A 15,636-nucleotide genomic window follows, 5' to 3' on the forward strand; every position below is an offset into this window, starting at 1 on the left:
GGCAGGCGCAGCGCGCGCTCGCCTCGGGCCAGCGCGCCGGCGGCGTGCAACCAACGCGCCGCCTGGTCGAGGTCGGCGGCATGCGCGGGCGAAGCATGGTCGGCGCTGTAGAGCGTGACCGCATCGGTCGTGGTGTCGTGCAGGGCGCCGACGAACAGCGTGTCGGCGGGAATGGCGATGCCGCGCTCGGCAAGCCCGGCGCGCACCTCGGGGTCGTTGAGCAGCGCGGCGAGCAGCCGCGCGTTCACTTCGCCCGAGTAGCCGCCGCAGGCGCCGCAGTGCAGGGCGCTGGCGTGCGGATTGTTGACCACGTTTGCCCCGTGGCCGGCGATCACGACAAGTCGGGCGAACCCAGTGGTGAGCGACATCGCGGTGAGGATGCGCGTGGCCATGGTCAGGCGCGTGTCGAGGTCGAGCGCCTCGGCCGGGCGCGGCGCGGGATCGTTCGGCGCCGAGTGCCGCGTCAGTCCCAAGCCATCGCGCAGCAGCTTGGCGACGTAGATCGGGCCGGTGGCCTCGACGAAGGCGAACGAGGAAATGGCGGCCAGCTTGAAGCGTCCCCAGGCACGCTTCGCGCGGGCCGCGATCCGCGCGGCGAGGTCCGCCTCGGACAATGACGGCGTGGCCGCTCCCGCGCAGGTGTGCACCGCTGGCGTCAGCAGCACCGGAAGGCGTGCCTCGACCACGTCCGAGGCAAACCGGCGATGGCCGATGCCCAGCCCGAAGAATCCGGCGAATCCCAGGGTCTGGATGCCGGCATCCAGGCTTTCCAGCGCGCGGCGGAACACTTCCGAGCGTACGTCGATGCAGAAGGCCATCTGCAACGTCATCCGGTCGGGGGCGACCGGGGCCGAGGCGGGGGCTGCAAGCACGCTGCCGAGCCGCCGCTGTGCAGCTCGTTCGGCCGCTTCCTGCAGGATGCTGTCGACGACGTCGTCCGAAGTCGCTGCCACCGGCGTGGCGTAAGCGGCGACGGCGCTTCGCCACTCGGGCGCGATCTCCGAACCGAACTTGCCCAGCAGGGCGGCTTCCCAGCTGATGCGGATGGCGAGCAGATCGGTGACGCAGGCATCGGTTCCGCCGCTCAACTCCGCTTGCCAGAGCCGATACCGCGCAACCTGGCTCCAGCCGCCCAGCGTGGTCAGCAGACGGTGGAAATAGTCCTCCAGCGCGTCTGGCGCGAGGCCGAGGCGGGCTACGCCCTCGACGATCGCCTCTTCGGCAGTCGCTGGCGCGTCCGCCACCTGCTGCGCGAATCGGGTGAGCCCGGCGATTTCCGGCGTCAGATCGTGCATCGCGACCAGCCGCCACGCGTTGTAGGCGCCGCCGGACTGCCCGGCGACCCACAGCGCCTGGCCCTGATCGAAGTAGCTGGCGGCCCAGTGGCCGATGCGCTCGTCGACGATGCCCGGCCAGTCGATCGCCGAAACGTCGCGGGCCAAGTCGGCGACGGTCGGAATTGCCTGCGGGGCAGGGCGCATGGCATCGGCGGCGAGTTTGAGCGCGGACACGGTCGGCGGACGCAGCGCCGCCGGCGCGTTGTGCCAGGCCGCCTGCAGATCCTCTTCGGCGATGTCGCCGGACTGCAGCCGCTCCGCATACCAGGCGCGCGGCAGGGTCACGGCGATGCCGGCGGCGCGCCGCAGCCGCGCCGCCGCGATCGGCAGCGGTTCGCCGGTCTGGCCGAGGAAGGAGTTGACCGCCACGCTCGAGGCGAGCGGCCAAAGCGGGGGAATGGCCCGCGCCGCACGCGCGGCGGCGGCGGCGATGATCAGCTCGTGAGACAAGGACGGTGCGTCGGTGGTGGTCATCAGCATGGGGGTGTCCTGGCGGTGAAGGGTCACGAGGTCTTGCGGACGGACCAGCCGCCGAGCAGACGATCGAGCGTGGCGTTGGCGTACAGGCCATTGGCGAGATGCACGCGCAGTCCGGCAGCGGCCGGGTGCGTCGCCCACAGCGGGAACAGCGCCTGCGCCACCGCCACCACGCCGAAGCTCAGCACCGCCAGCGCCATCAGCGTCCACTCCAGCCGACCCGGCGCCGGCGTCGCCGGCAGCACCCCCGTGGTCAGCCATTCGGCTGCACTCTGCAACGCGAAATAGCCGACCGCAGCGGCGCTGGCGTAGAGCGCGGTCCTGCGGGTGAGCGGGCGCGGCGCGGCATCGGCCAGGCCCTGGGCCAGCAGGTAGGCCACACCGAAGATGAGGATGGCGCCCAGGGCCAGCGCCTGCGGCGACTTGTGCTCGAAGCCGAAGGCGAACCCGAAGGCGGCGCCGATCCCGACATAGATCGCCAGCGCGATCAGGAAGGCGCGGCCGACCGCGGCCCCATCGGGCACCGCCACCGGCCCGGGTCGGCGAATCGACGCCACCTGCTCGACCGCGCCGCCGGAGGCCAGGAAGGCATGGGCCTTGTACAGCGAGTGCGCGACGATGTGCAGCAGCGCCAGCGGGAACAGCGCCAGCCCGCACTGCAGGATCATGAAACCCATCTGCGCAACCGTGGACCAGGCCAGCGAGGTCTTGACCGCGGGCTGGGTCAGCATCACCAGCGCACCGAACAGCGCGGTGAACCCGCCCAGCATGGCCAGCACGGCGAGCACGCCGGGGGCCGCCAGCATCAGGTCGGCAAAGCGGATCAGCAGGAAGCCGCCGCCGTTGACCACGCCGGCATGCAGTAAGGCCGACACCGGCGTGGGCGCCTCCATCATCTCGGTGAGCCAGCTGTGGGTCGGGAACTGCGCCGATTTCAGCACCGCGGCCAGCGCCATCAAGGCGGCCGCCGCGGTAAGGGCCCCGCCATGCTGGCCGTTCCGCGCCAGTGTGTTGATGGTGGCGATGTCGGTGGTGCCCAGGCTGTTCCAGACCAGCGCGGCCGCACTCACCAGGGCGATGGCGCCGATGCTGGAGAACAGGCGCTTCTTGCGCGCGGCGCGTTGCGCGGCCACACGCTGGGGATAGAACAGCAGCAAACGATTGAGCGCGATGCTGGTGGCGATCCAGGCCAGCACGACCTGGACCAGGTTGCCGGCCTGCACGAGTAGCAGCACCGCGGCGAGCGCGACGCAAAGCCAGCCGGTGAAATAGCCCTGCCGCGCTTCGCCATCCAGATAGGTGCGGGTGTAGCGCACCACGATCCAGCCGACGAAGGCGACCAGCAGCAGCATCGTGGTGCTCACCGCATCGAGCCGGACCGACAGGCCGATGCCGCTCCATCCGATAAATGCGCTGCCGTCAGCGCCGCGGGCGATCAGCAGCGCCAGCGAGGCGATGGCGACGAGCAGTGCGCCGAGCGCGGCACGTTCGGCGAAGGCGGGGAGGAAGCGGGGGCGTCGGCCGCTGCGGACAAAGCCGAACACGGCCGCGACCAGCAGCAGGAGTGGGGCAGAGAGCGGCAGCAGATAGAGCGACAAGGCAATCCCCTTGGATCGAGCGCAGTGGCGGGCGGCGCCACGATAGCGATCGGCGGGGTCGAACAAAAATTCATTATTTTCACGATATCGTTCGTTATTATCGAACAATGGCCGCTTTGAACTACAACCACCTGCGTTACTTCTGGGCTGTGGCCCACGACGGCAACCTGACCCGCACCGCCGAGCGGCTCAACCTCACCCAGTCCGCCTTGTCGGTGCAGATCCGCAAGCTGGAGGAGCGTTTGGGCCACGCACTGTTCGAGCGGCGCGGGCGGCAATTGCACCTGACCGAGGCGGGGCAGATCGCGCTGGACCACGCCGATGCGATCTTCGCCACCGGCGACGAACTGCTGGGCACGCTGCGGCAGACCGGCGCCGCGCGGCAGGCGCTGCGGGTCGGCTCGCTGGCCACACTGTCGCGCAACTTCCAGCTGGAGTTCTTGCGGCCGCTGCTCGGCCGAACCGATATCGACCTGATCCTGCGCTCGGGCAGCGCCGGCGAACTGCTGCGGGCGCTGGAGGCACTCAATCTCGACGTGGTCCTGCTCAACCAGGCGCCGGCCACCGACGCGCTGACCCCGTTCGTGACCCATCGGCTCGCCGAGCGCCCGGTCAGTTTGGTGGGCACGCCGGACCGGTTGGGTCATGCCGCCAGCATCGCCGATCGGCTTCGCCAGCATCCCATCATCCTGCCGACGGTGGACAACAGCGTGCGCGCGGGATTCGATGCCCTGGCCGATCGCCTGGGCGTGCGCCCGCAGATCGTGGCGGAAGTGGAGGACATGGCGATGATGCGCCTGCTGGCGCGCGAGGACATCGGCCTGGCCGTACTCCCGCCGATCGTGGTCAAGGACGAGATCGCCGCCGGCGTGCTGGTGGAGGGCGATCAATTGCCGGACATCGTGGAGACCTTCCACGCCGTGACCATGGCGCGGCGGTTTCCCAATCCGTTGGTGCGGCTCCTGCTGCAGCCCACCGCTGCGCCAGCAGATTCCTAGCGCCAGCGACGGACGTGGCAATGCCGCCGCCGATCCGTCGCCGGCGGTCGCTGGGTGGCGGCCGACCCGCCCAAGGCACCGCGACAGCACATGCCGAAGTTCAGCAGTCACGTCGTGCGGAGCCTTGGGGGGCAGGTCGAGGGACACGACGTGGCGCGGGCTATTTGACAACATGCTGTCAAATAGACAGGATGATGCATGGCTGCGGAAAACCTTCCCTTGCTGGTTCGCGAGCTGGTGCTGGCGGTGTTCGCCACCAACGGCCGCCTGGTCGACATGGGCAACCGGTTGGTGCGCCCGATCGGGCTGACCACCGCCTGGTGGCAGGTGCTCGGTGCGCTGGGCTACTCGCCGGTGCCGCTGCCGGTCGCGCATATCGCCCGCAACATGGGCCTGACCCGGCAGGCGGTGCAGCGTGTGGTCGAGTTGCTGGCCGAACACGGGTTCGTCGTATTCGAGACCAATCCGCACCATGCGCGCGCCAAGCTGGTGGTGTTGACGCAGGCAGGACGCGCAGCCCTGGGCGCCGCCGAAGCCGCTGTCGCGTCGCTCGACCAGCACCTGATCGACCGACTGGGTGCCGAGCGCGTCAGGACCGCCATCGCGGTGCTCCTGGACATGCGCGACGCCCTCGACCAGTCGCTGGCCGAATGAAGCGCGCAAGCCTGCGCGCGGCAGGATTCAACCCAAGGAGAGACCATGGCGCTTGCCCCGCATCCCGACGGCTTCGATACGGACGTCATCATCATCGGTGGCGGGCCAGTCGGCCTGACCACCGCCTGCGCGTTGGCGCACCACGGGGTGCGATTCCGCATCTTCGAGCAACGTACGCAGCCCAAGCCGCATTCGCGCGCCAACAATCTCTGGGCGCGCCCGCAGGAGCTGCTGGCGAGCATCGGCATCCGCGATGCCCTGGCCGAGCGGGCGTACCGGATCACCCGGATCAACACCCTGTTGAACGGCAAGACAGTGGATCCGATCGACATCGCGCAGGTCGCCAGTCCGTATCCGGAGGTGCTGTACAGCGGCCAGGACGTCATCGAGAACGTGCTTGCCCGGCGGATCGAGACCGGCGGCGCAGCGCTCGAACGAGGCCGCAAGGTGGTCGGCTTCGAGCAGGATGCGGACGGGGTCAGCGTGACGATCGCGACGGTGAACGACGACGGTGAGCCGGTCGAAGGGCGCCCGGTCGAGCGCCTGCGCTGCCGCTACCTGGTGGGCGCAGACGGCGCCGAAGGCTTCGTGCGCAAGCAGATCGGCGCGGACTTCGCGACGGAAAAGCTGCCCCACTGCATGAACCGCCAGCTCGACGCGAAACTGCGCTGGCGCCGCTCCACCGATTTCGATCACCTCTGGTTCTTCTATTACCCCAAGGGCTTCTGCGGCGTGCTGCCGGTGTGGGAGGGCTACCACCGGCTGTTCTTCCTGTCCGACGACGCGGGCATCCCCGATCGCGATCCGACCCTGGAAGAACTGCAGGCCATCGCGCGCGAGGTCACCGAGGACGAGACGCTGGAGCTCAGCGATCCGATCTGGATCACCCACAGCCGCTTCCAGCATGGCGTGACCTCGCGCTACGCCGATGGACGCGTGTTCCTGGTCGGCGATGCTGGTCATCTCACCTTGCCCGCGGGCGGCCAGGGCATGAACGCCGGGCTGCAGGATGCGGTCGGCCTGGCATGGCGGCTAGCGATGGCGCTCGACGGCAAGGCCGCACCGGTGCTGCTGGAATCCTACGGGCTGGAGCGCGGCGGCGAACACCGCCGGCTGGATGCGCAGCAGGAAAAGGGCTTCCGCAACAGCGTGTATCGCGGCGTTATCAAGGATACGGCCATGGGGATCGCCGCCAGTTTCCTGCCCAACATCGGTGCCCTGATTCAGGGCACCGACGATCTCCAGCAACTGTCCGTCGCCTATCCCGACAGCCCCTTGAACGAAGACCACCTCAAGGGATTGCGGGAGATCGTGCACCGACGCGTTCCGCATCCTGGCGACCGCGCACCGGATGCGGCCGTCATCGCCCAGGACGGTGCGTCCACGACGCTGTTCGCGCATCTCTACAACCCCGATGGCGTGACGTGGGGCTGGGCCTTGCTGCTGTTCGATGCCCGGCAGCAGGACGCCTTGATGGCGATGCGTGATGCGTTGGCGCAGCTCCAGGCGTGGGAGTGGATCCGGCCCCGGTTGATCCTCGGCAAGACGGTACCGCAGGCCGGCGACGCCACGGCGCTGTTCGACCTGGATGGGGTGGCACATGGCGCCTACGGCATCGAAGGCGATCCCGCGATGGTGCTGGTGCGGCCCGACGGTCATATCGCCTTCCGCGGCCCGCTAGACGCGCCGCAACGGCTGCGCGCGTACTGCGCCAGGATCTTTGGAAAGTAGCGCGAGCACCTACGCTCTCCGTATCTGTCGCCCCGTGCGTAGGCCGCGAGCGCTATGCCACAGTGCGCCTAAGGCGCGTATTCAAGGTGGATGAGTGGATAGGGCTTGCCCTGGTGGTCGCGCGGGGACCGGCCTGTGCGCCTGAAGCCCATCCTTTCGTAGAAGCCGACAGCCTGATGATTCTGTTCGTTGACGTGCCTCGTCACGATCCTCTTGCGCATGACCGTGTTGCGTGGGTGCCGTCCAAGGCGGCGGCTCGCGCTGACGTGGAGCAGGTGCGCCGCGTGTCCTGAGATCTGCAGATCGCATGGCGCCGGATAGTGCAGGGGCTGGACCTCGCGTGAGTAGGGTCGGGATCGGTGCCGGCGCGGAGCGCTGGCGCCGAGGGCTGCGTCCCAAGACATTCCAAACGCAGCTTCGGCTGCAGACCTTGATGCACGTCGCACACGCTTCACGCGGCACCTATGCCAACATGGCCTTCCGACGGACCGTGGCGGCCGTGCTTTCGGCGGATCTCGGTGTCATTCATGACGAATCGTCTCCAGTGTTATCCATTAACACCGCTGCGGCGATCGTAGATAGGTGCACGTGTACCGAGAACTGGCTCAGGCCCAGCGTGATGCGCAACTGGATGCGGAGCAGCGTAAGGCATTGCTGATGATCGCGTCTGGGGCGCCCATGGCCGAGTGCCTGGATGCGCTCACCGATGCCGTCGGCCGGCTTGTTCCCGACGCCCGCGCCTGTGTGCTGCTGGCGAGCCGGGACCGCCGCACGATGGGCGATGGTTACTCGTCGCACTTTCCTCCTGCATTCGCCGCGGCCATCCGCGGCCTGCCGATCGGGGAGGCGCTCATCGGCACCTGCGGCACCGCCATCCACGAGGGGCATCCGGTCGAGTGCGAGGACGTGGAACATGCGTCGCAGTGGGCCGCACCCTGGCGCTCGCTTTGCCTGGAAAACGGCATTCTGGCGTGCTATTCGCACCCGGCGATCGGGCAGGGCGGCAAGGCGGTCGGATCGTTCTTCCTGTGTCTTTCCGAGGCGCGGCAGGCCAACGCGTGGGAGCGCAAGGTCGCCGAATTCGGCGCACTGGCGACCAGCATCGTGGTGGAGCGGGAACGGGCAGCCGCGCATCTGCGCAAGGAAATGGCCGCGCTCGCCCGGCTGCAGGAATTGAGTGCCGAACTGGTCGGGCCAGGGGAGTTCGAGCCGCTGCTGCAGAAGATCCTTGCCGCGGCCGCCGACATCTCGGGCACCGACAAGGGCAATATCCAGATCTTCGATCCGGTCAAGAAAACCCTGCGGATCGTCGTGCATCAGGGCCTGGGGGCGCGGCTGGTCGAGCATTTCCGCGAGGATGGATGGGACGCCAGTTGCGGGAAAGCGGCAAAGCAGGTGCAGCGCCTGGTCGTGGCCGACGTGGAGAAGCTGGAAGGTCTGCAGGGGACGTTGGGTCTGGAGATCGTAATGGAGGACCAGATCCGTTCCATCCAGTGCACGCCATTGCTCAGCCGCGATGGTCGGCTGCTGGGCATGCTCAACAACCATTACCGCTGGCCGGGCGGCCCCGACCCGGACGCGCTGCGCTACATCGACCTGCTCGCCCGGCAGGCCGCCGAACTGGTGGAGCGCCATCAGATCGAGGCGGAGCTGGCGCAGGAGCGGCGACGCAAGGACGAGTTCCTGGCCATGCTTGCGCACGAACTGCGCAACCCGCTGGCGCCGTTGCGCAACATGCTGGAAGTGCTCAAGCGCTCGCATGGCAACGAAGCGCTGTCGCGGAAGGCGCACGAGGTCATGGAACGGCAGGTACGGCAGCTGGTGCGCTTGGTGGACGACCTGCTCGACGTTAATCGCATCAAGCAGGGAAAACTGGAATTGCGGCGCGAGTCGCTGCTGCTGGCCGAGGTGATCCAGCAGGCCGTCGAGGTCTGCCGTCCTGCATTGGACCAGCAGCGGCATCGCTTGCGCGTGGTGTTGCCGGAGACGCCGCTGCCCTTGCAAGGAGACCCGGTCCGTCTCACCCAGGTGTTCGGGAATCTGCTCACCAACGCGTGCAAGTACACGCCACCCGGGGGAGACATCGAGGTGCGGGTCGAGGCGGGCGCGGGCAGCGTCGAGGTCGTGGTCGCGGACAACGGATCCGGCATTCCGCCGGACAAGGTCGATGCCATCTTCGAACTGTTCACCCAGGTGGACCGGACCCTGGAGCGTGCGCAAGGTGGACTCGGCATCGGCCTGATGCTGGTTCGGCGGCTGGTCGAGATGCACGGCGGCACCGTCGAGGCGCGCAGCGAGGGGGCCGGCAAGGGCAGCGCGTTCGTCGTGCGGCTTCCCTGCGACGCCGCGCCGGTTGCCGTGTCGGCCACGGGGGATGTCCGGCCGGCACAAACGATGCGCCGGATCCTGGTGGTCGACGACAATGCGGATATCGCGCTGGCGCTGGCCGCCCTGCTGGAACTGGACGGACACGCTGTGCGCACCGCTGGCGGCGGAGAGGAAGCGCTGGCGATCGGTGCGCGCATGCGCCCCGAGGTGATCCTGATGGACATCGGCATGCCCGGCATGGACGGGCACGAGGCGTGCCGCCGCATTCGCGATTGCCACTGGGGCAAGGACATCACCATCGTCGCGCTGACCGGCTGGGGGCAGGACAGCGATCGCCGCGATTCGGCGCATGCAGGGTTCGACGCGCACTTGGTCAAACCGGTGGGGTTTGCCGAGTTGCACGGACTGTTTGCCGGGCTCGACTGACTTGGTCAGGTCCAGCGTACGCGCACGTCGCGTCTGGTGCGTTGTGGCCATGGGCGGACGGGCAGCCGAGACAAACGGCTACACCTGCCATGATCGCGCCTGCGCGATTCGCCCGGCGTAGACCGATACCGCAGTGGAATCCGAGCGCGCGTCATCCTGTGCGCGTTGATGCTGGCGGCGCGAAGGTTTCCGGCCATACCAGCGAGCGGTGAACCTGCGCGCCGGCCATGGCGCCGCTGCCCACGGCCAATGACAGCGAATGCGGCGCTTTCGCCAGGTCGCCGCAGGCGAAGACGCCGGCGACCGAGGTCCCATGCTCGGCATCGATGCGGACCTGGGTGCCCATTGGCGTCTCCTCCAGCACGCAGCCCATGGCCTCGGCCAGGGGACAGGACGGGGTGGTGCGTGTCGCCGTGAACAGGCCGGCGAAGACCAGGCGCCGACCGTCGGCCAGGACCACGTCGGCATGCCCCTCGATCCTGTCGATGGGCGCCTCCTCGATCGCCACGCCGCGGCCGCTCAGAAGAGCCCTGGCCGCGTCGTCGAGCTGCAGTGCGCCGTTGACGAGTAAGGTCACATTGCCCCACTCGGTGAGCAGTTCGGCTTGGTGCACGGACAGCGGGCCGGCACCGACGATGCCGATGCGTCCCTGGTCCAGTTCGTAGCCGTGGCAGTACGGGCAGTGGAAGACGGCCGTGCCCCAGCGTTCGGCGAGGCCGTCGACGGCCGGAAGCTGGTCGGCCACGCCGGTGGCGAGCAGGATCCGGCGACCCTGGTGGGTGCCGCCATCGGAGGTGGTCACCCGGAAGACGTCCAAGGATCCAGTGGCGGTCAGGGCGTGTGCGTCCAGCCACGTCAGCGTCGGATAGGCGCTGAGCTGCTGGCGCGCGGTCGCCGCGATGGTGCCAGGCGGCACGCCGTCCTGGCCGAGGAAGCCATGTGCATGGTGGGCCGTGCGATTGCGGCGCTGGCCCGCATCGATCACTAGCACGGAACGCCGCGCTCGCAGCAGTTGCAGGGCGGCGGCCATGCCCGCATAGCTGCCGCCGATGACGATGATGTCGTGGTGCATGCCTAACTCCTCGTCCGTCGTGCCGCCGCATGCCGGCGCGCGAAGTCGGCGGCCAGGTCGGCAAGGGTGATGTCCGAAAGCCGCTTCAACAGCAACGCCTCTGCCTCTGCGAACGTTCCCTCGAGTGCGGCATTCACCGCTTGCTCAACCAGGCACTCCGGGGATTCGTGGCGATTGCCGATGGCGAACAGCGCCGGTTCGCCCAGCGCTTCATGCAACTGGCGCAGGGTGACCGTGGCCAGGTCGGCATGGATGCGCCATCCACCCGTGTGCCCGCGATCCGAGGTCACGATGCCGGCTTCGCGCAAGTACCCCATGGTCCGCCGGACCACGACGGGATTGGTGCCCAGGCATTGGGCCAGGGCGTCGGAGGTCATGGGACCATCGTGCTCGGCCATGTGCAGCAGGGCATGCAGGACAGAGGACAGGCGGCTGTCGCGTTTCATGTAACTAATGATGTTTCGAAATTTGCGGCAGGTCAAGCGTGGTTGCGTCCCGGCGCTGTCGATCGCGTTCAACGGGGTGTGCCGCGAACATGTGCGCGTCTGGCGCCCGCAACGCACGGCGAGTGCGATCGAAACAGCGGCGATCGCGGGCATGGTGGCGGCACGACGCTTTTTCATCGTGGACAGGCAACGACCTGGTCTCTCGCCATGGCGGCGATGCTGTTTGTCGACCGCTTCCCGGCCCGGACCACGTACCTTGATCCCGCCTGAGATGCAGGCGGAATTCCCCGGGTGGGAAAGGATCGATGCAATGGAAACGAAGGCGAAGAGCTTGGCAATCGTGGTCGCAGCGGGGTTGGCGCTGTCATTTCAGGCGCAGGCGCAGTCCTGCTGCCCCTCCGGCGGGCATGGGGTGGTGGGCAAGGGACTGGGCGAAAGCGTGCCCAAGGCGCTGAATCTCGCCACGGATTCGGCCTGGCGCGTCTATGAGTTCTCGCGCGATGGCGTGAACTACCTGCAGATCAACGACGCCAGCGGCGTGGTCCGTGCCGCGGTCGGCCGCATCGGCAAGACCTTGTGGGTGCTGCCGATGGGCAGCGACGTGGGGCGGGTCTCGCTGACGGCATCGCCTGCGGTGCCGTCACGCGTGATCTACCGGACGGCCGATGTGGTGGTGCGCCTGCGCTCGGATGCACGCGATGACGCGTGGGAGGTCACGGCGGTGGAGTGAGGCCGCCGGAGATCGGGCTTTCGGACACCAGAAAGCTGAAGCTCAACGCATGGCGGCGCCGGCAGGTGCCGCCATGCGCCTGCAGGCGGACCGCCAGTTCCCGCTCGGGCGCTTCCGGACGGCGCCGCAACGCACTCAGCATCGCCGCATCGGCGGTGATGCGGATGGCGATGCCCTGTCGTCCTTTCGCACGCCATACCCTTGCCTGCAGCAGATGCGTGTGGGCCACGGGCAGCGTCTCGATGGCGTCGAGGATGCAGCGATAGGCCACCAGTTGCAGACCCAGCGAGAGGCGCCGCGGATCGCCATGCAGGCGGCAGCGGAACTCCGTGGCGCACAGGTTGGCGAAGGTCGGCGAGTGCAGCGTGTGGTACAGCCCATGCGTCTCGATACCGAGGGGGTAGAGCGCGGTGACGTACTCGTCCAGCAACTGCGCCTGGATCACGCCGGTGCGGGTCATCTGCATGGCGGCGGCGTAATGGCCGCGTGCGCGCAGATCTTCCACCACATCGCGGCGCAGCTTGTTGATCTGGGTGCTGAGGTCGGTGTAGTCGACCACCCGTCGGCGCAGCGTGCGTTCGGCGGAGAGGTAGCCGGCCTGTGCGAAGGCCAGCGCCTGTTCGCGCAGGCGTCCGTCGTCGCGCATATGCCGATAGGCGGCGGAGATCCGTGATCCGAACGCGAACATCACCGTGGCGGTGGCGGCGAGCAGGATCTGCACCACGAACGCATCGGCGTCGTGCATGCCCGGTGCGACGACCTTGGGCATGGACAGGGCCACCGCAACGTTCGCCATGACCACGCCGAGCGCCGCGCCCCGCCAGCCATGGCGAAGCGTCAGTACGATCGCCGGGACCACCAGCAGGACCATCAGCAACTGCCGCAGCAGCGCGTCGCCGGCCACGGCGATGGACGCCGACAGCACGACGACCACGGCGATCGACGCCAGCCCCTCGCGCAACAGCGAGGCCTGCAGTCGCGTGGGTTCGTCCCGGCGCAGCCACAGCAACGCCGGCAGCACGAACATCAGGGTGCCCAGGTAGTCGCCAAGCCAGTAGCGCAGCAGCACATCGAGCGGCGCCGGCCCGGCGGGGCCGCCCAGCACGGTGTTGATCGCAATGTTGCAGAGCGTGCTCCACAGCGCGGTCGCCAGCGTCAGCGGCAGCAGCCAGTGATCGTTGCGTGCCAGGTCAGGCACCCGCTGACGCGCCAGGACCGGCAGCAGCGACACGGCGGGCATCAGCAGGAACGGACTCAGGTATGCCCAGATGGCACTCGCGCCCCAGGCTTCGCTCATGGGAATGCGCAGTGTCAGCAGCGCGGCGGCATCGCCGGCCAGCAGCCACGGCCAACGCCGTGCGGGCAGGAACAGCAGGCTGGCGACGCGCACGCCGGCCGGCAGATACCACTGGTCCACGGAACACCGCCAGGCCAGCAGGAACGTGGCGCAGTAGGTGGCGCTCAGTAGAACGCCTTTGGCGATATCTCTTGCCGCGGCCATTCCCGCCATCCGTGGTGTGTCGCGGCTACTGTATAAGCCGGATCGGCGGCGAGGGTAGACAGTTGGGGGTGTCGACGACAGTGTGAGATGCGTCGCAAGTGCGCGACGGATGCAGGCGAATGCCGGGTGTTCTTTCGCCCGGATTCGCGAGCCGGCAAGGGAACACTTGCAGTCGTGCCGCTGTTTCGTCTGCGTGATTCTGCGCGTCGCTCGTGCAGGCGGCAGCACGTCTTCGACCGCTTCGATGTCGAGCCACGCGAACATGGCTGGTGCGATGATGCATGGCTACGTGCTCCTCGAAAGTGACCGCGACAGCAGAGCAAGAATGTGCGCCAGCAAACCTGAAACGCCCTGCCACAACGGATGCGGCATGATCACTGCAGGTGCGTCGCGGAGGCATTCCGAGGGCGTCCGATACTTCTGCGTGGCGGGATCGGGGCGATGCCCGCGACGTGTGGTCGAGCCCGTGCGGTAGCGCCCGATCATCGGGTCGGGAGTGGCGGCGGAGGCGCGTCGTCGGGCGGACTACCGACGGGGCCGATGACAGGCGTAGCATCGCGCCATGGCGTCCATGCATCGACCTCCCGTTTCCGCATTGCGCGGTCTGGTGACAGCGGTGTGGGCGCACGAGCCCGCACCGGTGTCTGCGGCCGTGCGGCTGCCTGCGCGCGAGCACGTGCTGCCGACCGGTGCCACGCATCTCGCCGTGCGGATCGGCGGTGCACCGTTGCGGGTGTTCGACCACGCGGACGACCTGTGCGGCCATTGCCTCGGCCACGCGGTGGTGGGTGGGGTACGCACGGCGTATCACGTGCGCGATGTCACGCAGCCTGCGGTCTCGGTCGGTGCGATGTTGCGTCCAGGCGCCACCAGCGTGTTGCTCGGTGTGCCCGAATCCGCGTTGGCCGGGCACCACACGCCGCTGGAGCTGCTGCTGCCTGCCGGCGAGGTCGATGCGCTGCTGGAGCGGTTGCACGCATGCGCCGAGGCGCCGGCGCGCCTGGCTGCCTTCGAACGGTGGCTGGTCGACCGCGCCGGCGGCCGCCCGCCCGTGCGGCATCCGGCGCTGCGCGTGCTGCGTTCCGGTGGCTGGCACCCGGACGTGCGCGTGGAGACCCTGGTGCGCGCCAGCGGACTCAGCCATCGGCATTGCATCGCCCTGTTCCGGCAGGCGACCGGTCTGGCACCGAACGCCTGGCTGCGGCTGCAACGCTTCTCGCACGCGCTGGACCTGGCGTGCGACCGCTCGCTGGGCTGGGCCGACATTGCCGCCGCCAGCGGCTTCGCCGACCAGGCGCACTTGGCCAACACCTTCCGCAGCGTGGCCGGTGTCACCCCGTCCGCCTGGCGGCGGGCGGCCGATCCCGCCGCCCCCCGGCATGTGCCGCGCTGATCGCGGCGCAGGTCAATTTCCTGCAAGACGCGGCGCACCCAGGATTCCACAATGGGCACCTGGCCCACACGAGGACATGCCATGGCGATCCACGAACTGTATGCCTATCTGTGCGTGCGCGACGCCGCCGCCGCGATGGCGTTCTACGCGCGCGCGTTTGGTGCGCGCGAACTGTTCCGCCTTACCGAGCCCGATGGACGTATCGGTCATGCCGAGGTGGATCTCGATGGCCACATCCTGATGCTGTCGGAGGAGTATCCGGACATGGGCGTACGCAGCCCCGAACACCTTGACGCCACGCCGGTCACGCTGCACCTGCATGTGGACGATGCCGACGCGTTGGTCGCCCGCGCGGTCGCGGCGGGCGCCACGCTCGAGCGCGGTATGCAGGACCACTTCTACGGTGAACGCTCCGGCACCGTGCGCGATCCCTTCGGCCACCGCTGGCTGATCGGCCATGCGATCGAGTCGGTGACGCCGGAGGAAATGCAGCGGCGTTATACGGCGCTGTTCGCGAAAGCACCGACAACCTGAGAGGGCGCGAGATCGTCAGCGCCCGTGCATGCCGGTGCGTGCCGGCAGGAACTCCGGTTTCGCCGTCACTGCCGATGCACGAGACTTCTGTGCCGGGTCGTTGCAACGCTTGCGTGCGTCGCCGGTCGCTCGCGCGGCGAGCCGCTGAGGCGTGTACGCAGGTGTGACACAGGCGACGCTAGGTTGGCGCCATCTCGACCGTTCCCAGCCAGAGGAGGCCATCCGATGACCGAGGCGAACCAGCACGTCCTGCAGGTCGCGAACGCCGCCATCGCCGCCGGCGATTACGAAGGCTTTCTCGCCCATTGCACCGAAGATACGACCTGGCACTTCATCGGCGAGCGCATATTGCGGGGCAAGCAGGCGGTCAGGGAGTGGATGGCCGACGCCTACCGGCAGCCGCCGCAGTTC

The 15,636-nt window shown here is 68.4% G+C and carries 13 protein-coding genes and 1 pseudogene; 8 read left to right on the forward strand and 6 right to left on the reverse strand.

Annotation, left to right across the window (positions count from 1 at the left end; translation table 11 throughout):
- Positions 1–1,817 (reverse strand): putative inorganic carbon transporter subunit DabA (locus tag D180_RS17670; protein ID WP_017913841.1); only part of this gene is annotated, 1,817 nt, incomplete at its 3' end.
- Positions 1,818–1,840: 23 nt separating this feature from the next.
- Positions 1,841–3,412, reverse strand: coding sequence for a proton-conducting transporter membrane subunit (locus D180_RS17675; protein ID WP_017913842.1), 1,572 nt, complete (start codon positions 3,410–3,412; stop codon positions 1,841–1,843).
- A gap of 107 nt (positions 3,413–3,519) precedes the next feature.
- Between D180_RS17675 and D180_RS17680 the strand changes: the two genes are divergently transcribed.
- The 3 genes from D180_RS17680 (at position 3,520) to D180_RS17690 (ending at position 6,795) form a co-directional block, all read left to right on the forward strand.
- The gene (locus D180_RS17680) at positions 3,520–4,410 is read left to right on the forward strand and encodes a LysR family transcriptional regulator (protein ID WP_017913843.1); all 891 of its coding nucleotides are present in this window, start codon (positions 3,520–3,522) and stop codon (positions 4,408–4,410) included.
- A gap of 198 nt (positions 4,411–4,608) precedes the next feature.
- Complete coding sequence (locus tag D180_RS17685) at positions 4,609–5,064, forward strand: helix-turn-helix domain-containing protein (protein WP_043091274.1); 456 nt, start codon at positions 4,609–4,611, stop codon at positions 5,062–5,064.
- 45 nt (positions 5,065–5,109) lie between these two features.
- The gene (locus tag D180_RS17690) at positions 5,110–6,795 is read left to right on the forward strand and encodes an FAD-dependent monooxygenase (protein WP_017913845.1); all 1,686 of its coding nucleotides are present in this window, start codon (positions 5,110–5,112) and stop codon (positions 6,793–6,795) included.
- A 68-nt stretch (positions 6,796–6,863) separates the two neighbouring features.
- Here D180_RS17690 and D180_RS24685 read toward each other — a convergent pair.
- Positions 6,864–7,001: pseudogene (locus D180_RS24685) on the reverse strand (GNAT family N-acetyltransferase); the annotation flags it as partial.
- A gap of 382 nt (positions 7,002–7,383) precedes the next feature.
- Between D180_RS24685 and D180_RS17695 the strand changes: the two are divergent.
- The gene (locus D180_RS17695) at positions 7,384–9,549 is read left to right on the forward strand and encodes an ATP-binding protein (protein ID WP_043091275.1); all 2,166 of its coding nucleotides are present in this window, start codon (positions 7,384–7,386) and stop codon (positions 9,547–9,549) included.
- 151 nt (positions 9,550–9,700) lie between these two features.
- Here D180_RS17695 and D180_RS17700 read toward each other — a convergent pair whose 3' ends face one another.
- Positions 9,701–10,621 (reverse strand): NAD(P)/FAD-dependent oxidoreductase, encoded by a 921-nt coding sequence (locus tag D180_RS17700; protein WP_017913847.1) that lies wholly within the window; start codon positions 10,619–10,621, stop codon positions 9,701–9,703.
- A 2-nt stretch (positions 10,622–10,623) separates the two neighbouring features.
- Positions 10,624–11,067 carry an Rrf2 family transcriptional regulator gene (locus tag D180_RS17705; protein WP_017913848.1) on the reverse strand — a complete coding sequence of 148 codons (444 nt, stop codon included), beginning with the start codon at positions 11,065–11,067 and terminating at the stop codon, positions 10,624–10,626.
- 310 nt (positions 11,068–11,377) lie between these two features.
- Between D180_RS17705 and D180_RS17710 the strand changes: the two genes are divergently transcribed.
- On the forward strand, positions 11,378–11,797 hold the full coding sequence (locus D180_RS17710) for a hypothetical protein (RefSeq protein ID WP_017913849.1): 420 nt from the start codon (positions 11,378–11,380) through the stop codon (positions 11,795–11,797).
- Here D180_RS17710 and D180_RS17715 read toward each other — a convergent pair.
- Positions 11,781–13,298 carry an MASE1 domain-containing protein gene (locus D180_RS17715; protein WP_198526579.1) on the reverse strand — a complete coding sequence of 506 codons (1,518 nt, stop codon included), beginning with the start codon at positions 13,296–13,298 and terminating at the stop codon, positions 11,781–11,783. The two genes, D180_RS17710 and D180_RS17715, sit on opposite strands and share 17 nt — an antisense overlap.
- Positions 13,299–13,869: 571 nt before the next feature.
- On the opposite strand from D180_RS17715, the gene D180_RS17720 reads away from it, so the two are divergent.
- From D180_RS17720 to D180_RS17730, 3 genes are all read left to right on the forward strand, one after another.
- A complete protein-coding gene (locus D180_RS17720; RefSeq protein ID WP_343122589.1) occupies positions 13,870–14,691 on the forward strand; it encodes an AraC family transcriptional regulator in 822 nt (273 codons plus the stop codon).
- 81 nt (positions 14,692–14,772) lie between these two features.
- Positions 14,773–15,225: a VOC family protein gene (locus D180_RS17725; RefSeq protein ID WP_017909488.1), complete on the forward strand. Its 453-nt coding sequence runs from the start codon at positions 14,773–14,775 to the stop codon at positions 15,223–15,225.
- Between the two features lie 225 nt (positions 15,226–15,450).
- Positions 15,451–15,636, forward strand: a 186-nt coding sequence (locus tag D180_RS17730; protein WP_017913852.1) for a nuclear transport factor 2 family protein, incomplete at its 3' end; no start/stop codon positions are given.

Origin of the sequence: Xanthomonas sp. SHU 166 (genome assembly GCF_000364685.1) — a bacterium.
GTDB lineage: Bacteria > Pseudomonadota > Gammaproteobacteria > Xanthomonadales > Xanthomonadaceae > Xanthomonas_A > Xanthomonas_A sontii.